Raw genomic sequence first — 22,243 nt, 5'->3', positions numbered from 1 at the left:
CCGTCCGTCATTAGTTAACATTTCAACTTCTTAGGTAGAATCCATTCATGGACACCGAGAACGGCACTCGCTGGCTCAGCGACGAGGAACAGGCCACCTGGCGCGCACATCTGGAGGTGAGCCGACTGCTGATGCACCAGCTCGAACGGGACCTCCAGCCGTTCGGCCTCACCAACAACGACTACGAGATCCTCGTCAACCTCTCGGAGTCGGACGAGCACCGCATGCGGATGAGCGACCTCGCCACCGCCACCCTGCAGTCCAAGAGCCGTCTGTCGCACCAGATCACGCGCATGGAGAACGCCGGGCTCGTCCGCCGGGAGAACTGCGAGTCCGACCGTCGCGGCCTCTTCGCGGTCCTGACCGAGCAGGGCTGGGAGACCATGCGCAAGGTCGCCCCGCACCATGTGGCCTCGGTGCGCGAGCACTTCATCGACCTGCTGTCCGTGGAGGACCTCAAGGCCCTCCACGAATCCCTGGCCCCCGTGGCCAAGCACCTGCGCACGACGCGGGGTCGCGCCTGACCCGCCGCGTTCCCGCACCGGGAGGTTCGCGCTGCACCAGCGCGAACCTCCCGTTTTTCACTCCCGGCCCCCGGCTCCATCCCCGGCTTCACTCCCGGTATCCGGCCACACCGCACCCCGGCGCGATCGGGCCGCACGGCCCACCACAGTTCGCAGCCGCAATGTCCGTAACCCATGGGTCCCGCACGGCGTGGCGGACCCCCGGCCGGCAACGCCCCAGGCCGCACCGCCGCATTGCCGCCAGTCGGCATGCGGCTGTTTCGACTGCTTGCGAAGAGGCCGCTTCTGCGCGAATGGCAGGCGGGTTGAATTCCTTACCTTTTACTCGGCATATGACCCGAACCCCCCTGGTTCGCCGCCCCGCCCAGCACATAGCTTTCCGATCGTCGAAAAGCCCGACGATCGGAAAGGAAAACACCATGGCGAGAACCAGAAAGCTCGCGCTCACCCTCGTGGCCGCCGGCGCCCTGACGGGGGTCGCGGCCGTGCCCGCGGCGGCCGACACGGCGGTGCAGGCACCGATCACCACGTCGATCCAGGTGTACAGCGACGACACCAACCTCGACGAGTACAACGGCTACGACGTGCTGACCCGGGACGCCCGGCATGCCTGGCAGACGTTCCAGCTGACCCAGCTGGACGACGGCTCCTACACGATCCGCGGCACCCACTTCGGCAGGTGCCTGGCCGCCACCGGCCGCGGCCAGAAGATCACCCAGAGCCCCTGCAACAGCGGGAACCTCGCCCAGCGCTGGCTGCTGGACACGCGGTCGGACAACACCGTCATCGAGAGCCGGAAGTTCCGGGGCGAGGTGCTCCAGGCGCACGGCATCGACCGGGCCGTGACGATCGAGGCCAAGGGCTCGGGCAGGGCCGCCCAGACCTGGGGTCTCTACATCAAGTAGGGGCCTGTGCACCACGCAGGAAATGAGCCCGGCGACCGTCATTCGCCGGGCTCATCGCCTTTTCTCATACCCGTTCCGTCAAGCCCGCAACCAATTCGTCCGCCGCGGCGTACGGATCCAGCGAACCGCCCACGACCCGCTCCGCCAGCGCGGCCAGCCGCCGGTCGCCCCGCAGATCGCCGATGCGCTCCCGCAAAGCCGTGACGGCGATCGTCTCCACCTCGCGGGCCGCGCGGCTGCGGCGCCGCTCCGCCAGAACGCCCCGCTCCTCCATCCACGCCCGGTGCTTCTCCAGCGCCTCGACGACCTCGTCCGTGCCCTCGCCGCGCGCCGCCACCGTCTTCACGATCGGGGGCCGCCAGTCGCCGGGGCCACGGGCCTCGCCCAGGCCCAGCATGTGGTTGAGCTCGCGGGCCGTGGCGTCCGCGCCGTCGCGGTCGGCCTTGTTCACCACGTAGACGTCGCCGATCTCCAGGATTCCGGCCTTGGCGGCCTGGATGCCGTCGCCCATTCCGGGGGCGAGCAGCACCACGCTCGTGTCGGCCTGGGAGGCGATCTCCACCTCCGACTGCCCGACGCCGACCGTCTCCACCAGCACCACGTCGCAGCCCGCCGCGTCCAGCACCCGGATCGCCTGCGGGGCCGCCCAGGCCAGGCCGCCCAGGTGGCCGCGGGTGGCCATGGAACGGATGTAGACGCCCGGGTCCGACGCGTGCTCGGACATCCGCACCCGGTCACCGAGCAGCGCGCCCCCGGAGAACGGCGAGGACGGGTCGACGGCGAGCACACCCACCCGCTTGCCCGCGCGGCGGTACGCGCTCACCAGCTGCGAGGTCGACGTGGACTTGCCGACGCCCGGCGAGCCCGTGAGCCCTACGACGTACGCATTGCCCGTCAGCGGGGCGAGTGCGGCCATCACCTCGCGCAGCTGCGGGGACGCCCCCTCCACCAGTGAGATCAGCCGGGCCACGGCACGCGGCCGGCCCGCCCGCGCCTGCTCGACCAGAGAGGGGACGTCCGTCATGGCTGCTCCGATGCGATCCGATGCGTTCCGAAAGGTCCCGTCCGGGGTCAGTTGCCCGGGACCCGGATGATCAGGGCGTCGCCCTGGCCGCCGCCGCCGCACAGGGCGGCCGCGCCGACGCCGCCGCCGCGCCGCTTCAGCTCCAGGGCCAGGTGCAGCACGATGCGGGCGCCGGACATGCCGATGGGGTGACCGAGCGCGATGGCACCGCCGTTGACGTTCACCTTTTCCGGCGATACGCCCAGATCCTTCATTGACTGCACCGAAACGGCGGCGAATGCCTCGTTGATCTCGATCAGGTCGAGGTCCTCGACGCCCAGCCCCTCCTTGCCCAGCGCGTGCCGTATGGCGTTGGACGGCTGGGACTGCAGGGAGTTGTCGGGGCCGGCCACGTTGCCGTGGGCGCCGATCTCGGCGATCCAGGCGAGGCCCAGCTCCTCGGCCTTGGCCTTGCTCATCACGACCACCGCGGCGGCGCCGTCGGAGATCTGCGAGGACGTGCCCGCCGTGATCGTGCCGTCCTTGGCGAACGCGGGCCGCAGCTTGCCCAGGCTCTCCACCGTGGTCTCGGCGCGGATGCCCTCGTCCTTGCTGAAGACGACCGGCTCGCCCTTGCGCTGCGGGATCTCCACGGGGGTGATCTCGGCCTCGAACAGGCCGTTCTTCTGGGCGGCGGCGGCCCGCTGGTGGGAGAGGGCGGCGATCTCGTCCTGCTCGGGGCGGCGGATGCCCAGGCGGGTGTTGTGCTTCTCGGTGGACTCGCCCATCGCGATGTTCTCGAAGGCGTCCGTCAGGCCGTCGTGCGCCATGGAGTCGAGCATCCCGATCGCGCCGTACTTGAAGCCCTCGCGGGACTTGGGCAGCAGGTGCGGGGCGTTGGTCATCGACTCCTGGCCGCCGGCCACCACGACGTCGAACTCACCCGCGCGGATGAGCTGGTCGGCCAGGGCGATGGCGTCGAGGCCGGACAGGCAGACCTTGTTGACGGTCAGCGCCGGGACGTTCATGGGGATGCCGGCCTTGACCGCGGCCTGACGGGCGGGGATCTGCCCGGCGCCGGCCTGCAGGACCTGACCCATGATCACGTACTGCACCTGGTCGCCGCCGATGCCGGCCCGGTCCAGCGCCGCCTTGATGGCCACGCCGCCCAGGTCGGCCCCGGAGAAGGTGCGCAACGAGCCCAGCAGGCGGCCCATGGGCGTACGGGCGCCCGCGACGATGACGGAAGTGCGGCGGTTGTTCCCGTTCGTACCAGACATGGGCGCGGCCCCTTCGAGCAGAGGGATGTTAACGACGGTTCCCGTCAATGTACTGAGCGGTACGGCACCCGGTCACCGGGCCGACGGTGTGATCGCGCGCACGTTGCGTAACCACCCCGTGCAGCGGTGCACTGGAGCCATGCTGACGCGCATCGACCACATCGGGATCGCCTGCTTCGACCTCGACCGGACTGTCGAGTTCTACCGTGCCACGTACGGATTCGAGGTGTTCCACACCGAGGTCAACGAGGAGCAGGGCGTCCGCGAGGCCATGCTGAGGATCAACGGGACCTCCGACGGCGGGGCGTCCTACCTGCAGCTGCTGGAGCCCACCCGCGAGGACTCCGCGGTGGGCAAGTGGCTGGCGAAGAACGGCGAGGGCGTTCACCACATCGCGTTCGGTACGGCCGACGTCGACGGTGACGCCGAGGCCGTCCGGGAGAAGGGCGTGCGGGTGCTCTACGACGAGCCGCGGCGCGGTTCCATGGGCTCGCGCATCACCTTCCTGCACCCGAAGGACTGTCACGGCGTACTGACGGAACTGGTCACCTCCGCGCCCGATGGGACGGCGGAGCACTGACCCACCCCTCCCCCGGCCGGTAGAGTGCAGGTTCGGCCGGGGTACCGGGTGGCCCCGGGACCGGGCTGTACCGATGATCTGACACCATTTCTTCGGAAGGGCGGGCTCCGGGTTCCACCACCGACGCAGTACGGGGCCGGCCGCCGACGCGACCAGGGGACGGATGGACCGCGCTGTGCGGGGCTACGAGCGCCAGGAGAGTCAGCTGGAGGAAGCCGACCACCTCTCGAAGTTCGAGGCCGAGATGAAGCGGCTGAAGACCGAGCGGGAAAAGGCTGTCCAGCACGCCGACGACCTCGGCTACCAGGTCGAGGTGTTGCGCGCCAAGCTCCACGAGGCGCGCCGCACCCTCGCCCACCGTCCCGCCTATGACTCGGCGGACATCGGGTACCAGGCGGAACAACTCCTCCGCAATGCCCAGATCCAGGCAGAACAGCTGCGCAGCGACGCCGAGCGCGAGGTGCGCGAGGCGCGCGCCCAGACGCAGCGGCTGCTGCAGGAGCAGGCGGAGCAGCAGGCCCGCATGGAGGCGGAGCTGCACGCCGAGGCGGTGGCCCGCCGGCAGCGGCTGGACGAGGAGCTCAACGAGCGCCGCCGCACCGTCGAGTCGCACGTCAACGAGAACGTCGCCTGGGCCGAGCAGCTGCGGGCGCGCACGGAGTCCCAGGCCCGCCGGCTGCTGGAGGAGTCGCGGGCCGAGGCCGAGCAGGCCCTGGCCGCCGCGCGTGCGGAGGCCCAGCGGCTGACCGAGCAGGCCAGCGGCCGGCTCGGGGCCGCCGCCGAGGAGGCCCGTGCGGAAGCCGAAGCGATCCTGCGCCGGGCGCGCACGGACGCCGAGCGGCTGCTGACCGCCGCCTCCACGCAGGCGCAGGAGGCCACCGACCACGCCGAGCAGCTGCGCTCGGCCACCAGTGCCGAGTCCGACCAGGCCCGTACGGCCGCCGCCGAGATGACGCGCACCGCCGAGGCGCGCATGCAGGAGGCCGATGCGGCCCTGCGCGAGGCGCGGGCCGAGGCGGAGAAGCTGGTCGTCGAGGCGAAGGAGGCCGCCACGCGGCGGCTGACCGCCGCCGAGTCGGACAACGAGCAGCGCACCCGTACGGCCAGGGCGGAGATCGCCCGGCTGGTGAGCGAGGCCACCAAGGAGGCCGAGGCGCTGCGGGCCGAGGCCGAGCAGCTGCGGGCCGACGCCGTCGCCGAGGCCGAGCGGCTGCGGGCCGAGGCGGCCGCGGAGGCGCGCAGCGCCGTCGCCGAGGACTCCGCCGCCGCCCTCGCCAAGGCCGCCCGTACGGCCGAGGAGGTGCTGGCCAAGGCGTCGGAGGACGCCCAGGCCACCACGAAGGCCGCCGCCGCCGAGGCGGAGCGCATCCGCCGGGAGGCCGAGGCGGAGGCCGAGCGGCTGCGGGCGCAGGCGGCGGACACCGCCGAGCAGCTCAAGGGCGAGGCCAAGGACGACACCGCGGAGTACCGCGCGAAGACCGTCGAGCTCCAGGAGGAGGCGCGGCGGCTGCGCGGCGAGGCCGAGCAGCTGCGGGCGGAGGCCGTCGCCGAGGGCGAGCGGATCCGCGGCGAGGCCCGTCGGGAGGCGGTCCAGCAGATCGAGGAGGCGGCCAGCACCGCCGAGGAGCTCCTGGCCAAGGCCAAGGCCGACGCCGAGGAGACCCGTAGCGGCGCGAGCGCGGAGAGCGAGCGCCTCCGGGCGGAGGCCGCCGAGCGCGCGGCGACGCTGCGCAAGCAGGCCGAGGAGGCCCTGGAGCGGGCCCGTACCGAGGCCGAGGAGATGGCCGAGGAGGCCGAGGACCACGCGGAGCGCGTCCGTACGGAGGCCGCCGAAGCGGCCCGTGCGCTGCGCGAGGAGGCCGAGCGGGCCGCCGAGGCGCGCACCGAGGAGGCCGCGGCGGAGCTGCAGCGGCTGCGGAGCGAGGCCGGGCAGCGCGTGGAGGCCGCCGAGACGGCGCTGCGCGAGGCGCGTGCGGAGGCCGAGCGGCTGCGCCGCGAGGCGGCCGAGGAGAGCGAGCGGCAGCGCACGGAGTCCGCCGAGCGGGTCCGCACACTGCAGGCCGCGGCCGAGGAGGAGGCCGAGCGGCTGCGCACCGAGGCGGCCGCGGAGGCGTCCGCGGCGCGTGCCGAGGGCGAGGCCATGCTGGCGCGGCTGCTGGGCGAGGCCGAGGAGGAGGCCGAGCGGCTGCGCACGGAGGCGCAGGAGAGCGCCGACCGGGTGCGGGCGGAGGCGAACGCCGCCGCCGAGCGGACGGCCGCCGAGGCCGCCGAGGCGCTGGCCGCCGCGCAGGAGGAGGCCGCACGGCGCCGCCGTGAGGCCGAGGAGCTGCTCGGTGACGCCCGTACGGAGGCGCAGGCCGAGCGCGAGGCGGCGCGCGAGCAGAGCGAGGAGCTGCTGGCGTCGGCGCGCAAGCGGGTCGCGGAGGCGCAGGAGGAAGGCCGGCGCCTGGTCGAGGAGGCGGAGCAGCGGGCGAGCGAGCTCGTGGCCGCCGCCGAGCAGACCGCGCAGCAGGTGCGGGACGCCGTCGCGGGCCTGCACGAGCAGGCCGAGGAGGAGATCGCGGGGCTGCGTTCGGCCGCCGAGCACAACGCCGAGCGCACGGTCACCGACGCCCAGATCGAGGCGGACCGCGTCCGCGCCGACGCCTACGCCGAGCGCGAGCGGGCCGAGGAGGACGCCGCCCGGCTCCGGTCGGAGGCGAAGGCCGCGACGGACGCCGCCCAGGAGCTGGCGGAGCGTACGGTCGCGGAGGCGATCTCCGAGGCGGAGGGCGTCGAGGCCGAGGCGGCCCGCGTGCTGGACGAGGCCCGTGAGGCGGCCAACGCCCGCCGTGCGGAGGCGGCCGGTCAGGCCGACGAGCTGATCGCCGAGGGCACCAAGGAGGCGGAGCGGCTGCGGGCCGAGGCCGCCCGGACGGTCGAGGAGGCCCGCGAGGCCGCCGACGCCCGTCGTGCGGAGGCCGAGGCGGACGCCGAGCGGCTGCGGGCCGAGGCGGCCCGGGTGCTGGACGAGGCGCGCGAGGACGCGGGCACGCGGCGTGCGGAGGCGGCCCAGCAGGCCGACGAGCTGATCACCGAGGCGACGGCCGAGGCGGAGAAGATGGCGGCCGAGGCCGCCCGCACGGTGGCCGAGGCCCGCGAGGCCGCGGACGGTCACCGGGCCGAGGCGTCGGCGGACGCAGACCGGCTGATCGCCGAGGCGGCCGAGATGGTCGAGGCCGCCCGGGCGGAGGCGGCCCGTTTCGAGGAGCAGGCACGTGCGGCGGCCGACGGCCACCGGGCGGAGGCCGAGGCGGACGCCGAGCGGCTGCGGGCCGAGGCGGCGCGCACGGTCGACGAGGCGCGCGAGTCGGCGAACGCACGGCGTGCGGAGGCGGCCCAGCAGGCCGACGAGCTGATCACCGAGGCGACGGCCGAGGCCGGGAAGATGGCGGCCGAGGCCGCCCGCACGGTGGCCGAGGCCCGCGAGGCCGCCGACGCCCACCGGGCGGAGGCCGAGGCGACGGCCGGGCGCCTGCTGGCCGAGGCCGGCGAGGAGGCGGAGCGGCTGCGGGCCGCGGCCGCCGAGAAGAAGGCCACGGCCGACGAGCAGGCGGACGCCGTGCTCGCCAAGGCGACGGCCGAGGCCGAGCGGATGGTGGCGGACGCGTCCGCCAAGGCGCAGCAGATGCGCACGGACGCCTCCGACGCGCTGGCGTCGGCGGAGCAGGACGCGGCGCGCACGCGGGCCGAGGCCCGCGAGGACGCGAACAAGATCCGTGGCGAGGGCCGGGCGGAGGCCGACCGCATCGTCAATGAGGCGGCCGAGCTGACGTCCTCGGCGCAGGACGACGCCGACCGCATCGTGGACAAGGCCCGTGAGGCGGCGAACGCCCGCCGGGCCGAGGCCGCCGAGCAGGCGGACAAGCTGATCGCGAAGGCGACGGCCGAGGCCGAGAAGATGGCGGCCGAGGCCGCCCGCACGGTCGAGGAGGCCCGCGAGGCCGCCGACGCCCACCGGGCGGAGGCCACCGCGCAGGCCGAGCGGACGCTGGCCGAGGCGACGGCGGAGGCGGAGCGGCTGCGGGGCGATGCCGACGCGGCCCTGGAGAACGCCCGCGAGGAGGCGGAGCGGCTCACCGACGAGGCCCGTGAGGCGGCGAACGCCCGCCGTGCGGAGGCCGCCGAGCAGGCGGACACCCTCGTCGCCGAGGTGACGGCGGAGGCCGACCGGATGGCCACCGAGGCCGCCGAGGCCCTCGCGGCCGCCCAGGAGAACGCCAACAGCACCCGGGCCGACTCCGCGAAGATCAAGGCCGACGCCGTCCTGGAGGCGGAGCGGACGCGGGCCGAGGCCCGCGCCGAGGCCGAGCGGACCGTGGACGAGGCGCGGGACGCCGGCGCCAAGCGGCTGGCGGACGCCGCCGAGCAGGCGGACGCGCTGATCGCCAAGGCGCAGGAGGAGGCCGTCCGGGCCGCCACGGCGGCCGAGGAGCAGGCCGACGCCATGGTGGGCGCGGCCCGCAAGGAGGCCGACCGGATCGTCAAGGAGGCCACCGGCGAGGGCAACGCGGTGGTGGAGCGGGCCCGTACGGACGCCAACACCCTGCTGGCCGAGGCCCGTGGGGACGCCACCGCCATAAGGGACCGGGCCGAGGAGCTGCGCTCCCGGCTGGAGGGCGAGGTCGAGGAGCTGCACGAGCGGGCCCGCCGGGAGGCGGCCGAGGCGATGCAGTCCGCGGGCGAGCGCTGCGACAAGCTCGTCGCGGCGGCCACCGAGCAGCTGACGAACGCCGAGGAGAAGGCGGAGAAGCTGGTCTCGGACGCCCAGAGCGAGGCCAGCAAGGTGCGGATCACGGCCGTGAAGAAGGCGGATGCGCTGATCAAGGAGGCGGAGCAGAAGAAGTCCACCGCCGTACGCGAGGCCGAGCGCCTGCGCACCGAGGCTCGTGAGGAGTCTGCGCGTCTTCTGGAGGAGGGGAAGCGGGAGTTGGAGGTGCTGGTCCGCCGCCGCGAGGACATTCAGGCCGAGATTTCCCGTGTCCAGGACGTGCTGGAGGCGTTGGAATCATTTGAGGCCCCCGGGGCAGGCGGCTCCAAGGAGGGCGGGGTGAAGGCGGCGGCCGGCGCCGGCGCAACTCGATCGGGTGGCAAGCAGTCACAGAAGTAACACTCAATCGAGGGGCCGGTTTCCGGATTCCCCAACTGTCTACTTCCATCTGCTCGATGAGACGCCGCTCACGCCCCTAGGATTCCTCTATCACCTCACCGGTCTCTTATGACAGGAACCCCATGAGCGACACTTCCTCCCCCTTCGGCTTCGAGTTGGTGCGGCGTGGATACGACCGCGGCCAGGTGGACGACCGCATTACCAAGCTCGTAGCGGACCGTGACAGTGCACTGGCGCGGATCACTTCGCTGGAAAAGCGCATCGAGGAGCTCCACCTCGAAACGCAGAACGCTCAGGCACAGATCAATGACGCGGAGCCGTCCTACGCGGGGCTCGGCGCGCGCGTGGAAAAGATTCTCCGGCTCGCCGAGGAAGAGGCCAAGGACCTGCGGGAAGAGGCCCGGCGCGCCGCCGAGCAGCACCGTGAGCTGGCCGAGTCGGCCGCGCAGCAGGTGCGCAACGACGCCGAGTCGTTCGCGGCCGACCGCAAGGCCAAGGCGGAGGACGAGGGCGCGCGGATCGTCGAGAAGGCCAAGGGGGACGCGGCCACGCTGCGTGCCGAGGCGCAGAAGGACGCGCAGTCCAAGCGCGAGGAGGCGGACGCCCTCTTCGAGGAGACCCGCGCCAAGGCCGCCCAGGCCGCGGCCGACTTCGAGACCAACCTGGCCAAGCGCCGCGAGCAGTCCGAGCGTGACCTGGCCTCCCGCCAGGCCAAGGCCGAGAAGCGGCTGGCGGAGATCGAGCACCGCGCCGAGCAGCTGCGCCTGGAGGCGGAGAAGCTGCGTACGGACGCGGAGCGCCGGGCCCGGCAGACGGTGGAGACCGCGCAGCGCCAGGCCGAGGACATCGTGGCCGACGCCAACGCCAAGGCGGACCGCATCCGCAGCGAGTCCGAGCGGGAGCTGGCGGCGCTCACCAACCGCCGCGACAGCATCAACGCCCAGCTGACCAACGTCCGCGAGATGCTGGCCACGCTGACCGGTGCGGCCGTGGCCGCGGCCGGGGTGCCGGGTGACGACGAGCCGATCACGCGCGGCGTCCCGGCCCAGCAGAGCCGCTGACGCGGCGCGGTCCGTACGCCGCTCGTTCGGGGGATCCTGTGCCCGGCGCGCCGCGCGCCACCTCCTGTGGCCGGCGGCGCGCCGAGTGCTTTCCGCCCCTGGTCCGGAGCCTGCGCCACCGGTGGCGGGCGGCCGGAGCCGCCCTTACCGTGGCGTAATGATCGAGCTGGCGGATCTGACCAAGGACTACGGCGACGTGCGCGCCGTGGACCACCTCACGTTCACCGTGCGCCCCGGCATCGTCACCGGCTTCCTCGGGCCCAACGGCGCCGGCAAGTCCACCACGATGCGGATGATGCTCGGCCTGGACCATCCGACCAGTGGCACGGTCCGCATCGACGGCAGGCACTACCGCCGCTTGCAGGACCCGCTGAAGACCGTCGGCGCCCTGCTGGACGCCAAGGCGATGCACGGCGGTCGCAGCGCCTTCAACCACCTGCTGTGCCTGGCGCAGAGCAACGGCATCCCGCGCGCGCGGGTGCGCGAGGTGCTGGACACCGTGGGGCTGACGTCGGTGGCCGGGAAGCGTTCGAAGGGCTTCTCGCTCGGCATGGGGCAGCGCCTGGGCATCGCGGGGGCCCTGCTGGGCGACCCGCAGATCCTCATGTTCGACGAGCCGGTCAACGGCCTCGACCCCGAGGGCATCCACTGGATCCGCAACCTCATGAAGAACCTGGCCGCCCAGGGCCGTACGGTCTTCGTCTCCTCCCACCTGATGAGCGAGATGGCGCTGACCGCCGACCACCTGGTGGTCATCGGCCAGGGCCGGCTGCTCGCCGACACGAGCATGGCCGGTTTCATCAGGGAGAACTCCCGGTCCTTCGTGCGGATGCGCTCCCCCGGTCACGAACGGCTGCGGGACGTGCTGCACGGCGCCGGCATCGACTTCGTGCCCCGCAGCGACGGGGCACTGGAGGTCGAGGGCGAGGACGCCGAGCACCTGGGGGAGCTCGCGGCCCGGCACCGGATCGTGCTGCATGAGCTGAGCCCGCAGCAGGCGTCGCTGGAGGAGGCGTTCATGCGGCTCACCGCCGGGGCGGTGGAGTACCACGCGCACGACGACCATCAGCCGCCGGCGGCCGCCGCGCCCGGGGCCGCCTGGGGCACCGACTGGCGCAAGAGCCCGCGGAAGAAGAAGGGGGCCTGAGCGATGGCGGTGGTGACGCAGGTCCTCCGGTCGGAGTGGACGAAGATCAAATCGGTGCGTTCCACGGTGTGGACGCTCGGGATCGCTGTGGTGGTGACCGTGGCGCTCGGCGCGCTGATCAGCGCCCTGAGCAAGAGGGACTTCGACAATCTCTCCCCGAAAGACAAGATCCAATTTGATCCGACGTTCATCAGCTTCGCGGGGATGGGTCTCGGCCAGCTGGCGTTGATCGTTTTCGGGGTGCTGGTCGTTTCCAACGAATACAGCACCGGAATGATCCGGACTTCCCTGGCGGCCGTTCCCCAGCGCGGCACCTTTCTCTTCAGCAAGATCACCATTGCCACGCTGCTCGCATTCGTCGTCGGCATGCTCACGAGCTTTGTGGCGTTCTTCGTCGGCCAGGCGATGCTCGGCAGCCACAAGGCGCACCTCGGGGATCCGGGGGTGCTGCGCGCGGTGATCGGCGGCGGGCTCTACATGACGGCGATCACGGTGTTCTCGATGGGCGTCGCCACGATGCTGCGCAGCCCCATGCTCTCGCTCGGCATTCTCATGCCGTTCTTCTTCCTCATTTCGGCCATCCTCGGCAATGTCCCGGCCACCAGGAAGGTGGGGCAGTACCTGCCCGACCAGGCCGGACAGAAGGTGATGCAGGTCGTCACGTTCGGCGACGACGCGCCCTACGGGCCCTGGGGCGGGTTCGCGATCATGGTCCTGTGGGTGGTGGCGGCGCTGATCGGCGGATACGCGCTGCTCAGGAGGCGGGACGCCTGACCGCGGGCCGCCCCGGGCAGGACCAGAGGATGCCTGCGAGACCCCCCTGAGGCCGCCCCTTTCGTTGCGCGGCGTCGGTCACAACCCGTGCATATCGGGAACCGTCAACCCCTCGTCTATCCTCCTAACCCTTACGGGGGCGTTCGCCCTGACCGAGCTCGCTAGGGGCGATGAATGATCGAGGCAGTCGGTCTGACGAAGCGCTACGGCGCCAAGACGGCCGTGCACAACCTGACGTTCCAGGTCCGGCCGGGTGCCGTGACCGGCTTCCTGGGGCCCAACGGCTCCGGCAAGTCGACCACCATGCGCATGATCCTCGGCCTGGACATGCCTTCGGCCGGCCGGGTCACGATCGCCGGGCAGCCCTTCCACAAGCTGCCGAACGCCCCGCGCCAGGTCGGCGCCCTGCTCGACGCCAAGGCCGTGCACGGCGGCCGGAGCGCCCGTCAGCACCTGCTCTCCCTGGCCCAGCTCTCCGGCATCCCCGCCCGCCGCGTCGACGAGGTCCTCGGCGTCGTCGGCCTCCAGGACGTGGCGCGCAGACGCTCCAAGGGCTTCTCCCTCGGCATGGGCCAGCGCCTGGGCATCGCCGCCGCGCTGCTGGGCGACCCGCAGGTGCTGCTGTTCGACGAGCCGGTCAACGGCCTCGACCCCGAGGGCATCCTCTGGGTCCGCAACCTCATGAAGCGGCTGGCGGCGGAGGGCCGTACGGTCTTCGTCTCCTCCCACCTGATGAGCGAGATGGCGCTGACCGCCGACCATCTGATCGTCATCGGGCGCGGGCAGCTCATGGCCGACATGAGCGTCAAGGACTTCATCTCCGCGAACTCCGCGGACTTCGCCCGCGTCCGGACGCCCGAGGGCGAGCCGGAAGGGCGCGAGAAGCTCACGGCGGCGCTGGTCGGGGCCGGCGCCCAGGTCCTCCCCGAGCCGGACGGCGCCCTGCGCGTGACCGGTCTGCCGCTGCCGCGCATCAGCGACCTCGCGCACGGCGAGGACGTCCGCCTGTGGGAGCTCTCCCCGCACCAGGCGTCGCTGGAGGAGGCGTACATGCGCATGACGCAGGGCGCGGTCGACTACCGCTCGACGGCGGACCAGCGCGCGGGCCTGCAGGCGCCCGCCCCCGCCCCCACGGGCTGGCAGCAGCCCGCCGCGCTCCCCCAGGGCTGGCCGGAGCAGGCGTACCCCGTCCTGCCGGGCGAGCAGCCGAACCCCTACGCCGCCGCGCCGCAGCAGCCGGCACCGGGCGCACCGGCCGCGGCACCGCACCCGTACCAGGCCGCGCCCGCGCCCCAGGCGCCGCAGGCAGGCTCCGCCGCCCCGCAGGCACCCCAGGCGCCGCAGGCCGCCCCCGGGGCCCCGCAGGCGCCCCAGGCGGCGCCCGCGCCGGCGGCCCCGGCCGGTGACACGCCCGCTCCCCCGCCCGCCGCCCCCGCGCCGCACGGCGCCCCGGCCGACCTGACCAAGCGCGACAGCGAGGACGCCCGATGACCACCCCCCAGCACCCCGCGCCCCCGCAGCACGCGCCGCAGCAGGCGCCCCAGCCGCCCGCGGGCGCTCCCGCCTACGCCCACCACGCCCACCAGGCCCAGCAGGCCCCGGGCCCGCAGGCCGGTTACTGGCCGGGACAGGCGCCCGGCGGCGGCTACGTCTCGCCCATCCCGATCCGCCGGGCCACGCTCGCCGACGCCCTGCTCTCCGAGTGGACCAAGATCCGTTCGGTCCGGTCGACGGTGTGGACGCTGGGCGTCATGGTCCTGCTCTTCGTCGGCATCGGCCTGCTGGTCGCCGTGGGCTTCGACAGCACGGGCGATTCGATGCAGAACGGCTCGCCGCTGTTCGTCGGCTTCTTCGGCCTCCTGCTGGGCATCCTCTGCGTGATCACCCTCGGGGTCCTGACGATCTCGTCCGAGTACGGCACGGGCCTGATCCGCACGACCTTGACCGCCTGCCCGAACCGCGGGCGCGTGCTGACGGCCAAGGCGGTCGTCTTCTTCCTGCTGACGTTCACGATCATGCTGCTCTGCACCGTGCTGGTGTCGATGGCCGCCTGGACGCTGCTGGAGGACCAGTCCTCGGTCGACCCGTCGGCCGACGTGTGGCTCCGGGCGACGGTGGGCGTGAGCCTCTACACCGCCACCCTGGGCCTGGTGGCCCTCGGTGTGGGCACCCTGCTGCGGCACTCCGCCGGGGCCATCACGGTCATGCTGGGCGTGGTGCTGCTCCCGCTGGTCCTGGCGATGTTCATGGCGACGGACGCGCTCAGCGACATCCGTCAGGCGTTCTTCGAGTACTCGATCCCCAACCAGCTGGCGGCGTTCTACGCCACCTCCGCCGACCCCGTCTCGGGACCGGGCGGCTGGACCCCGCTGTGGATCATGGCCGGCGTCGCGGCCGCGGTCCTGGGCGGCGCGTACGCCTCGCTGGTCAAGCGGGACGCCTGACCGGTCGGCCGCCGACCGGTTGTCCGCGTCAGTACCGCGGCGCGTTACGGGACCGCTGGAGCCTTGCGCTCCGGCGGTCCTTCGCGTTCCAGCACGCCTTGTGCCAGTGCCGCCGGTCGTCGACGCCGGCGCCGTACCGCGGCCAGGCGACGACGTGCGGGACGCCCGGCGGGATCTCCTGGTCGCAGCCGGGGCAGCGGTAGTGCTTCGCGGCGGCACCGCCGCCGATCATGCGCACGGCCCAGTCCTCGCCCTGCCAACTCTCCGTGCGCTCCAGGCCGTACCGTTCGCCGCTCTCGTCGCGCGGGAGGGGGGCGTGTTTGTCGGCGCCGCCTCGCGGGCGGTTTCGGCGCGGGGACACGGGGCACCTCGGGAGGTCTGGGGCTACGGGTCGCGGACCAGCCTACGCGGCACGGCCGTACCCACGGTCCGCCGTCCGCACGGGCCTATGGCGCCTGCGCACCGATCATCATGAAAACTTCACGCTCGGCCGTACCTTTGGCACGTGTCGGCCGTTATTGCCTCCAGGGGGGTGCCGCGTCGGTCGCTAGGAGGAACAAGAGCGATGCGCGTTGGAGCGTTTGTCGTGGCCGCCCAATTCCCGGGCCAGGGCCACGAGGAGGCGTTGTACAGAGCCGTCCGCTCGGCGGAGGTCGCCGAGGAGGCGGGGCTGGACGCCGTCTGGCTGGCGGAGCACCACTTCGTCCCGTACGGCGTGTGCCCGTCCGCGGTGACCCTGGCGGCCCTGCTCCTCGGCCGCACCCGCACCCTCGGGGTCGGTACGGCCGTGAGCGTGCTGCCCACCACGCACCCCGTGGCGCTGGGCGAGCAGGCGGCGCTGCTGCACCTGACGTCGGGCGGGAGGTTCACCCTGGGGGTGGGCCGCGGCGGGCCGTGGGTCGACCTGGAAGTGTTCAACTCGGGCCTCGGGGCGTACGAAGAGGGGTTCCCCGAGTCGCTCGAATTGCTGATGCGGTGGCTGCGGGAACCCCGGGTCGGCAGCAGCGGCGAGCGGTTCGCCTTCCGGGAGGTCCCGGTCGTCCCGCGCCCCGACGACCCGTTGGAGGACCCCGGCCCCGGCGTGATCGTCGCGTGCACCTCGCCCGCGAGCGTGCGACTGGCGGCGGCCCACGGGCTGCCGATGCTGCTCGGCATGCACAGCACGGACGAGGAGAAGGCGGAGATGGTGGCCCTGTGGCGCAAGTGCGCCCTGGAGGCCGGGAGTTCACCGGAGGCGGTGGCGGCCGCCGGTCATGTGGCGGCGGGCGTCGTACAGATCGGGGACCGGCGCCCGGAGGCGGCGGAGACACTGCTGAAGGTGATGCCGGGGTGGTTCCACCACGGGCTCACGGCGCATGTGACGGTCGACGGCAGGGCCCGCCGGATGCGCGACCCGCTCGCCTACACGGAGCTGCTGTGCGAGCTGCATCCCGTCGGCCCGCCCCGGCTGTGCGCGGACCGGCTGTCGGCCACCGCGGAACGCACGGGCATCCACCGCTTCGCCCTGCTCGCCGAGGGCTCGGGCGACCTCGCGGCCACCGAGGAGAACCTGCGCCGGCTCGGCTCGGACGTGCTGCCCCTGCTCGACTGACCCCCCACCCCCACGCCTTTCGTCCCCCGCGCCCCCGTCTCCCGGCGGAGCTGCCGCCCCCGCTCTCTGTGCACCTCCCCCGGTCCCGGAGCGGCAGCACGAACGGCATCAGCAGTCACGCAGCTCCGGTGACTGGTTCAGCAGCTGGCCCCGCACCGAGGTGAAGCGGGCCAGACGCCCGTCCACCGAGCGGTCGACGGGGAAGACCGCCACCCGGTGGCAATTCTGGAACGCCAGCCGGACACCGAAGTGCCGCTGCAGCGCACCACGGATCGCGTCACTCGCCAGGGCGCGCAGCAGCTGGCCGCGTGCCTGCTCGTCCGGCGGCGGCGTCCGGTTGTCGGCGAACTCCCCGCCTTCGACCTGGAGCCGGTCCACCAGAGAGCTGATCATCTCCCACGCGTAGGGCAGGGAGGTCCGGACGCAGTCGACGAAATCCGCTTCGTCGACCTCGCCTCGCTCGGCCTGTTCGAGGAGGGCCGGTGAGACGTCGAGCGACATGGGTTCTCCTCTCGCGACCCCGCGGACGGGGTCTTGGGGATGGGCGAGCGGACGACGACGCCCTGTGCCCGTACGACGACCGCCCGCTTCAACGGTAATCCGGCCACTGCTGCCCCACCAGGAGAACACCGACAACTGGCCAAAGCCCGCAGGGCCCTTCCCGGGCGAATCGCGTGAAGTGGCAGGAGTCGAGTAGCGTGGCTCACCATGCGTCTCGTCATCGCCCGTTGCTCCGTGGATTACGCGGGCCGGCTCACCGCCCACCTGCCCTCCGCCCCCCGTCTGATCCTGGTCAAGGCGGACGGCAGCGTCAGCATCCACGCGGACGACCGGGCCTACAAGCCCCTGAACTGGATGTCTCCGCCGTGCACCCTCAAGGAGGAGGACCAGGACGGCATCGCCGTGTGGACGGTGATCAACAAGGCGGGCGAGAAGCTCATCATCACCATGGAAGAGGTGCTGCACGACTCCTCGCACGAGCTCGGCGTCGACCCCGGCCTGATCAAGGACGGCGTCGAGGCGCACCTGCAGGAGCTGCTCGCGGACCGCATCGAGATCCTCGGCGAGGGCTACACCCTCATCCGCCGCGAGTACCCGACGGCGATCGGCCCGGTGGACATCCTCTGCCGTGACGCCGACGGCGCGACGGTGGCCGTGGAGCTCAAGCGGCGCGGCGAGATCGACGGCGTGGAGCAGCTCACGCGCTACCTGGAGCTGCTCAACCGCGACCCGCACCTCGCGCCCGTGCGCGGCGTCTTCGCCGCGCAGGAGATCAAGCCCCAGGCGCGGGTGCTGGCCACGGACCGCGGCATCGGCTGCGTCGTCCTGGACTACGACGCGATGCGCGGCATCGAGGACGACAAGCTGCGGCTGTTCTGATCCGCCCCCCTGCTTGCGCGAGGGCCCGTACGCCGGTGGCGTACGGGCCCTCGCCCGTTGCCGGGGCAGGCCCTGGGACCCGCCCTAGGCGACCGGGGTGCCGCCCGGGCTGCCGGCGGTGGGCTTGCCCGTCGCCGGTCCGCTCGCCGCGTTGGAGCTGCCGCCGGCGGTGGGCTGGGCCGGGGTCGTCGGCGGGTCGGCGGGCTTGGTCGGCTTGTCCGGCGTGGGCTGCGTCGGCGTCGTCGGCGGCTTCGGGGTCTCCCCGCCGGGCGTGCGGCTGGGGCTCTGCGAGGGCCGGCCCGGCGTGGTCGGGGGCCGGGGCGCCGGGTCGCCGCTGGCCGGCGGTGCGGACGGTGAGGAGCTGCCGGAGGGGCCGGGGGTGCCGGGGGCCGGGCCGCCCGGGCCGGGGCTGCGGCCGGGGCGGCCCGGCCGGTCCTGCACCTGCGGGGCGCCGGGCTCCCCGGCGGCCGGCTCGTCGGCGCTCAGCCCGCCGTCGCCGTCCTGCTGGGAGGCGGACTGGCCCGGCCGCACCGTGTCCGACGACGGGCCGTCCGTGCCGCCGGTGGTGGCGCCGAGGGTGACGACGGTGCCGAGCACGGCCGCGAGCAGGGCGCCGGCGCCCGCCGCGACGAGGTTGCGCCGGTTGCCGCCGGACATGAGCTTCTGCGCCCACGAGTGCCCGGCCGCCGGCCGGCGCGGCGGTGCGGCGGGGGGCCGGGGCACGGCGCCCGCGGTGACGACCGGGGTCATGACCGTGGTCATCACGTTGTCCGGGTGCCGGCCGGAGGGCACCGTGGCGGGCGGGGCGGCCGACTCCTCGCTGCGCGCGTCCGGGACCTCCTCGCCGGGCGGCGTGCGGCTGTCCGTGCCGGCGGCCGGGCGGGCGCCGACGGGGGTGGGCAGCGGCGGCAGGGGCGGCACGGCCGCGGAGCCACTGCGCCCCGGGGCGCCTCCGGGCACGGGCCGGGCACCCATGGCCAGGCCGGTGCGGTCGGCGACCAGCGCCAGGGCACGGCGGCCGGCGACGGCGCCACGCTTGTCGGCGAGGACGCCACGCAGGCCGATGGACGCCTCCAGTTCGGCGCGGGCCCGGTCGAGGTTGCCGCTGCACAGGGCGAGGACGCCCAACTCGTGGTGGAAATACGCTTCTTCGCCGACCTCGCCCGCGAGCCGCGCGGCTTCCTGTCCGTAGCGCAGGCTGCGCTCCCAGGCGCCCCAGTGCAGGGCCGCCGCGAAGGCGGGTGCGGCCGTGCGGGCCAGCAGGACGGCGGCGGCGCGCTGGCCGGCCTCCTCGGCGCCGACCAGGGCGCCCAGGGTGGCCAGGATCGCGTCGGCCTCGACGGCGATCCGCTCGGGGGTCACGGACGGGTGGCCGGCCCACCAGGCGTAGTGCTGGGCGGCGGTGTGCGCCTTGTCGGCCGTGTCGTCGCCGTAGCCCTCGGCGATCAGCTGGTCGGCGACGCCGGCGGCGAGGCGGTAGTGGGTGGCGACGGTGCCGATCAGCCCGCAGGCCAGCAGCTCGCCGACGGCGGCGTCCGCGTGGGTGTCGCCGGCCAGTGCGGGCAGGTGGGCCTGGTGGGGCAGCTCGCCGCCGAGGGCGACCGCGAACCGCAGGGTCTCGCGGGCGGCCTCGCCGAGCCGGGAGGCGAGCAGGGCGGCGGGCGCGGCGGCCTGGGCGAGGCTGGGCAGCGGTACGGCGTCGGTGTCGGTGACCTCGCCGCCGGCGGTGGCGTGGGGCCGCTCGGCGAAGACGCCGAACTCCTCGACGGCCGCCGGGCCGGCGGCGCGGGCGTCCCGCTGCCGCAGCAGGGCGCCGGCCTGGACGAAGCGCAGCGGCAGGCCCTCGGACTCGAACCACAGGTCGGCCGCCCAGCCGGCCTCCTCGTCGGTGAGCGGCCGGTCCACGGCCAGCTCCAGCAGCTCCAGGCAGCCGGTGCGGTCCAGTCCGCCGAGGAAGACCTCTTCCAGGTGCGAGTCGGCGGAGGGTGCGGCCACGTCGGGGGTGGCGGCGAGCAGGAAGGCGCACTCGGGCGTGGCGTCGAGGAGCTCGTCGAGCGCGCCGCCGCCGAATTCGAGGTCGTCCACGACGACGACGGCGCCGATCTCGTGGACGGCGGCCAGCAACTCGGTGCGGTCCAGGCGGTGCAGGGGTGCGTGGTGGACGGCCGCGAACAGCTCGTGCAACAGGTCGTTCGGGGTGCGGTGGTAGCCGCTGAGCCGGACGACGCCGTCGGGGGCGAGGTCCGCGCAGTCCTCGGCGACGGCGTCCAGCAGGACGCTGCGGCCGGAGCCGGAGGGGCCGGTCAGGCGCACGGACCGGCCGCGGGAGAGCAGGCGGCCCAGTCTCTCGCGCTCCTCGTCGCGGTGGAGCAGGGGCAGCTGGGGCCCCGCCTGGCGGGCGGGCAGCGGGGGCGTGGAGGCGCGGCGCAGTTCGGCGCGCTGCTCGGGGCCGTGGCGCTCGGGACGGCCCGGAAGGGCGCCGGGCGGGCAGGGCTCTATTTCGCTGCCGTCGACCGGGTTGACGGTGAGGAGGTAGTCACCGGAGACGAGCTGGACGACGCGGACCGGCCCCTGGCCGCCGGAGCCCGCTTCCGGGCCCGGCGCGGGCTCGCGGGGCGGGCGCCGCGTGCCGCCGTCCTCGGCCGGAGTGTGCTCGTCGTCGTGGAATTCCTCGGATCCCCGGTTCGTCGGGTCCATGGTTCAGAGCCCCCAAGATGCGTGGCGTGCCGTCGTGCCCTCCGGCCTGTCCGCACTCCTTCGACCTCCGGCCGTGCTGCGCGGGCCGTCGGTACCGGTCCGGTGCCCGCCGTGGGCTGTCGTGGGCGGCGGGAAACCGAACAGACCTTGGCACAGTATCTACGACGGGGAGGGTGCCACGTCGCCACGGGACGTCACAGTCTCATGAGGATCGGGGTACTCGTGGCGCAGGGGGCTCACCGGGCCCGCCCGGCGCCCCTGGTCGCAACGGGCTCAGACGTGCGGCAGGGACTGCGGGGCGGCGGCGGCGACGCCGCCGCCCTCGATCGCGAGGATGCGGTGCAGCCGGGTGGCCACCAGGAGGCGCTGCATGCGGTCCGGCACTCCGCGCAGGACGAGCCGCCGGCCGGTGCGCCCGGCGCGGCGGTGGGCGCCCATGATGACGCCCAGTCCGGTGGCGTCCCAGGAGTCCAGCTCGGTCAGGTCGAGGACGAGGTCGCCCCGCCCGGCGTCGAGCGCGGAGTGCAGGACCGTTCGGGCGTCCGCCGCGTTGCGGACGTCGAGGCGCCCCCCGACGACCAGTTCGGCGTGGTCGCCCCTGATATGCATATGCGCTCCCGGGAGTGGTGCCTGATGTGGTTGTGGCTCTAAAGAACTGACTGCCTCTCACACGACAAAGTTGCCGCCTGTAAGCGAACCGACACCGAATTCACCCCACGGGGTGAAGCCCGGTGGACGGCCCCAGCTCAGTGCTGGTAAAAGCCCTGACCGCTCTTCCGGCCGAGGTCGCCCGCGTCGACCATGCGGCGCATGATCTCCGGCGGGGCGAACTTCTCGTCCTGGCACTCGGTGTAGATGTTCCCCGTGGCGTGCATCAGGATGTCGATGCCCGTCAGGTCCGCGGTCGCGAGCGGGCCCATGGCGTGCCCGAAGCCCAGCTTGCAGGCGACGTCGATGTCCTCGGCGGTGGCCACGCCCGATTCGTACAGCTTGGCCGCCTCGACGACGAGCGCGGAGATCAGGCGCGTGGTGACGAAGCCGGCCACGTCGCGGTTGACGACGATGCAGGTCTTGCCGACGCCCTCGGCGAACTCACGCGCCCTGGCGAGCGTTTCGTCGCTCGTCTTGTAACCCCGCACCAGCTCGCACAGCTGCATCATGGGCACCGGGGAGAAGAAGTGGGTGCCGACCACGCGCTCGGGGCGCGACGTGGCGGCCGCGATCTTGGTGATCGGGATGGCGGAGGTGTTGGAGGCCAGCACCGTCTCGTCCTTCACCAGCCCGTCCAGGGTGCGGAAGATGTCCCGCTTGGTGTCGATGTCCTCGAAGACCGCCTCGACGACGATGTCGGCGTCGGCGGCCGCGTCGAGGTCGGTGGTCGTGGTGATCCGCGCCAGCGCCTGCTCGGCGGCCGCAGCCTCCAGCTTCCCCTTGGAGACGAACTTCTCGTACGAGGCCCTGATGCCGTCCGTTCCGCGGGTGAGCGCCGCGTCCGTGACGTCCCGCAGCACGACGTCCCAACCGGCCTGCGCAGAGACCTGCGCAATCCCGGAGCCCATCAGTCCGGCCCCGATGACGGCGAGCTTCTTGGCCACGGCTGTCCCCTTACTCCCTGTGCATGTACCTGTTCATTTACGGCTCTCCGCCCGGAGATTAGCGCCCGGGGGCGCACGGTTGGGCAGTAAGAGATGCGCGTCACGTCCCGAAT

The 22,243-nt window shown here is 73.4% G+C and carries 18 protein-coding genes; 11 read left to right on the top strand and 7 right to left on the bottom strand.

The genetic code is table 11. The annotated features are described in order from the left end of the window. The first annotated feature begins 47 nt into the window (after positions 1-47). Positions 48-524: a MarR family winged helix-turn-helix transcriptional regulator gene (locus IE182_RS12485; protein WP_190109834.1), complete on the top strand. Its 477-nt coding sequence runs from the start codon at positions 48-50 to the stop codon at positions 522-524. Positions 525-943: 419 nt separating this feature from the next. After that, entirely contained in the window at positions 944-1,429 is a 486-nt protein-coding gene (locus tag IE182_RS12480) for an RICIN domain-containing protein (RefSeq protein ID WP_190109833.1), read from the top strand. A gap of 64 nt (positions 1,430-1,493) precedes the next feature. Here IE182_RS12480 and meaB read toward each other — a convergent pair whose 3' ends face one another. Together meaB and IE182_RS12470 are read right to left on the bottom strand one after the other, a co-directional pair. Beyond that, positions 1,494-2,453, bottom strand: coding sequence for a methylmalonyl Co-A mutase-associated GTPase MeaB (gene meaB, locus IE182_RS12475; RefSeq protein WP_190109832.1), 960 nt, complete (start codon positions 2,451-2,453; stop codon positions 1,494-1,496). A gap of 47 nt (positions 2,454-2,500) precedes the next feature. After that, positions 2,501-3,712, bottom strand: a complete 1,212-nt coding sequence (locus tag IE182_RS12470) for an acetyl-CoA C-acetyltransferase (protein WP_190109831.1) — start codon at positions 3,710-3,712, stop codon at positions 2,501-2,503. 139 nt (positions 3,713-3,851) lie between these two features. Between IE182_RS12470 and mce the strand changes: the two genes are divergently transcribed. The 7 genes from mce (at position 3,852) to IE182_RS12435 (ending at position 14,867) form a co-directional block, all read left to right on the top strand. Continuing rightward, entirely contained in the window at positions 3,852-4,292 is a 441-nt protein-coding gene (mce, locus tag IE182_RS12465) for a methylmalonyl-CoA epimerase (protein ID WP_190109830.1), read from the top strand. Positions 4,293-4,455: 163 nt separating this feature from the next. Then, on the top strand, positions 4,456-9,441 hold the full coding sequence (gene scy / locus IE182_RS12460) for a polarized growth protein Scy (RefSeq protein WP_229844760.1): 4,986 nt from the start codon (positions 4,456-4,458) through the stop codon (positions 9,439-9,441). Between the two features lie 122 nt (positions 9,442-9,563). After that, entirely contained in the window at positions 9,564-10,502 is a 939-nt protein-coding gene (locus IE182_RS12455) for a coiled-coil domain-containing protein (RefSeq protein WP_190109829.1), read from the top strand. A 157-nt stretch (positions 10,503-10,659) separates the two neighbouring features. Next, on the top strand, positions 10,660-11,649 hold the full coding sequence (locus tag IE182_RS12450; RefSeq protein ID WP_190109828.1) for an ATP-binding cassette domain-containing protein: 990 nt from the start codon (positions 10,660-10,662) through the stop codon (positions 11,647-11,649). A gap of 3 nt (positions 11,650-11,652) precedes the next feature. Next, the gene (locus IE182_RS12445) at positions 11,653-12,423 is read left to right on the top strand and encodes an ABC transporter permease (RefSeq protein WP_190109827.1); all 771 of its coding nucleotides are present in this window, start codon (positions 11,653-11,655) and stop codon (positions 12,421-12,423) included. Positions 12,424-12,597: 174 nt separating this feature from the next. Continuing rightward, on the top strand, positions 12,598-13,914 hold the full coding sequence (locus tag IE182_RS12440) for an ABC transporter ATP-binding protein (protein WP_190109826.1): 1,317 nt from the start codon (positions 12,598-12,600) through the stop codon (positions 13,912-13,914). Then, positions 13,911-14,867: an ABC transporter permease subunit gene (locus IE182_RS12435; protein WP_190109825.1), complete on the top strand. Its 957-nt coding sequence runs from the start codon at positions 13,911-13,913 to the stop codon at positions 14,865-14,867. Before IE182_RS12440 ends, IE182_RS12435 begins: the two co-directional genes overlap by 4 nt. 28 nt (positions 14,868-14,895) lie before the next feature. On the opposite strand, the gene IE182_RS12430 is transcribed toward IE182_RS12435, so the two are convergent. After that, on the bottom strand, positions 14,896-15,228 hold the full coding sequence (locus tag IE182_RS12430) for an Rv1322 family protein (RefSeq protein WP_190109824.1): 333 nt from the start codon (positions 15,226-15,228) through the stop codon (positions 14,896-14,898). 204 nt (positions 15,229-15,432) lie between these two features. On the opposite strand from IE182_RS12430, the gene IE182_RS12425 reads away from it, so the two are divergent. Then, complete coding sequence (locus IE182_RS12425; RefSeq protein ID WP_190109823.1) at positions 15,433-16,458, top strand: LLM class flavin-dependent oxidoreductase; 1,026 nt, start codon at positions 15,433-15,435, stop codon at positions 16,456-16,458. A 108-nt stretch (positions 16,459-16,566) separates the two neighbouring features. Here IE182_RS12425 and IE182_RS12420 read toward each other — a convergent pair whose 3' ends face one another. Further along, the gene (locus IE182_RS12420; RefSeq protein WP_190109822.1) at positions 16,567-16,959 is read right to left on the bottom strand and encodes an SCO5389 family protein; all 393 of its coding nucleotides are present in this window, start codon (positions 16,957-16,959) and stop codon (positions 16,567-16,569) included. Positions 16,960-17,166: 207 nt separating this feature from the next. On the opposite strand from IE182_RS12420, the gene nucS reads away from it, so the two are divergent. Next, positions 17,167-17,838 (top strand): endonuclease NucS, encoded by a 672-nt coding sequence (gene nucS, locus IE182_RS12415; RefSeq protein WP_190109821.1) that lies wholly within the window; start codon positions 17,167-17,169, stop codon positions 17,836-17,838. Positions 17,839-17,922: 84 nt separating this feature from the next. Here nucS and IE182_RS12410 read toward each other — a convergent pair whose 3' ends face one another. The 3 genes from IE182_RS12410 to IE182_RS12400 all read right to left on the bottom strand — a co-directional run bounded on the left by IE182_RS12410 (position 17,923) and on the right by IE182_RS12400 (position 22,130). After that, the gene (locus tag IE182_RS12410; protein ID WP_190109820.1) at positions 17,923-20,535 is read right to left on the bottom strand and encodes an ATP-binding protein; all 2,613 of its coding nucleotides are present in this window, start codon (positions 20,533-20,535) and stop codon (positions 17,923-17,925) included. 273 nt (positions 20,536-20,808) lie between these two features. Beyond that, on the bottom strand, positions 20,809-21,144 hold the full coding sequence (locus tag IE182_RS12405; RefSeq protein ID WP_190109819.1) for an STAS domain-containing protein: 336 nt from the start codon (positions 21,142-21,144) through the stop codon (positions 20,809-20,811). A 137-nt stretch (positions 21,145-21,281) separates the two neighbouring features. Continuing rightward, complete coding sequence (locus IE182_RS12400; protein ID WP_190109818.1) at positions 21,282-22,130, bottom strand: 3-hydroxyacyl-CoA dehydrogenase family protein; 849 nt, start codon at positions 22,128-22,130, stop codon at positions 21,282-21,284. Positions 22,131-22,243: the final 113 nt, after the last annotated feature.

This window comes from Streptomyces cinnamoneus, from assembly GCF_014650495.1.
GTDB classification, from domain to species: Bacteria; Actinomycetota; Actinomycetes; order Streptomycetales; family Streptomycetaceae; genus Streptomyces; species Streptomyces cinnamoneus.
Note: the sequence above shows the minus strand (reverse complement) of the source record. Positions and strands in the feature narration are given on the sequence as shown.

What these genes read in the sequence shown, in the direction of transcription:
- IE182_RS12485 (WP_190109834.1), top strand. Translation starts at nt 48, where the DNA reads ATGGACACCGAGAACGGCACTCGCTGGCTCAGCGACGAGGAACAGGCC.
- IE182_RS12480 (WP_190109833.1), top strand. Translation starts at nt 944, where the DNA reads ATGGCGAGAACCAGAAAGCTCGCGCTCACCCTCGTGGCCGCCGGCGCC.
- meaB (WP_190109832.1), bottom strand. Translation starts at nt 2,453, where the DNA reads ATGACGGACGTCCCCTCTCTGGTCGAGCAGGCGCGGGCGGGCCGGCCG.
- IE182_RS12470 (WP_190109831.1), bottom strand. Translation starts at nt 3,712, where the DNA reads ATGTCTGGTACGAACGGGAACAACCGCCGCACTTCCGTCATCGTCGCG.
- mce (WP_190109830.1), top strand. Translation starts at nt 3,852, where the DNA reads ATGCTGACGCGCATCGACCACATCGGGATCGCCTGCTTCGACCTCGAC.
- scy (WP_229844760.1), top strand. Translation starts at nt 4,456, where the DNA reads ATGGACCGCGCTGTGCGGGGCTACGAGCGCCAGGAGAGTCAGCTGGAG.
- IE182_RS12455 (WP_190109829.1), top strand. Translation starts at nt 9,564, where the DNA reads ATGAGCGACACTTCCTCCCCCTTCGGCTTCGAGTTGGTGCGGCGTGGA.
- IE182_RS12450 (WP_190109828.1), top strand. Translation starts at nt 10,660, where the DNA reads ATGATCGAGCTGGCGGATCTGACCAAGGACTACGGCGACGTGCGCGCC.
- IE182_RS12445 (WP_190109827.1), top strand. Translation starts at nt 11,653, where the DNA reads ATGGCGGTGGTGACGCAGGTCCTCCGGTCGGAGTGGACGAAGATCAAA.
- IE182_RS12440 (WP_190109826.1), top strand. Translation starts at nt 12,598, where the DNA reads ATGATCGAGGCAGTCGGTCTGACGAAGCGCTACGGCGCCAAGACGGCC.
- IE182_RS12435 (WP_190109825.1), top strand. Translation starts at nt 13,911, where the DNA reads ATGACCACCCCCCAGCACCCCGCGCCCCCGCAGCACGCGCCGCAGCAG.
- IE182_RS12425 (WP_190109823.1), top strand. Translation starts at nt 15,433, where the DNA reads ATGCGCGTTGGAGCGTTTGTCGTGGCCGCCCAATTCCCGGGCCAGGGC.
- IE182_RS12420 (WP_190109822.1), bottom strand. Translation starts at nt 16,959, where the DNA reads ATGTCGCTCGACGTCTCACCGGCCCTCCTCGAACAGGCCGAGCGAGGC.
- nucS (WP_190109821.1), top strand. Translation starts at nt 17,167, where the DNA reads ATGCGTCTCGTCATCGCCCGTTGCTCCGTGGATTACGCGGGCCGGCTC.
- IE182_RS12410 (WP_190109820.1), bottom strand. Translation starts at nt 20,535, where the DNA reads ATGGACCCGACGAACCGGGGATCCGAGGAATTCCACGACGACGAGCAC.
- IE182_RS12405 (WP_190109819.1), bottom strand. Translation starts at nt 21,144, where the DNA reads ATGCATATCAGGGGCGACCACGCCGAACTGGTCGTCGGGGGGCGCCTC.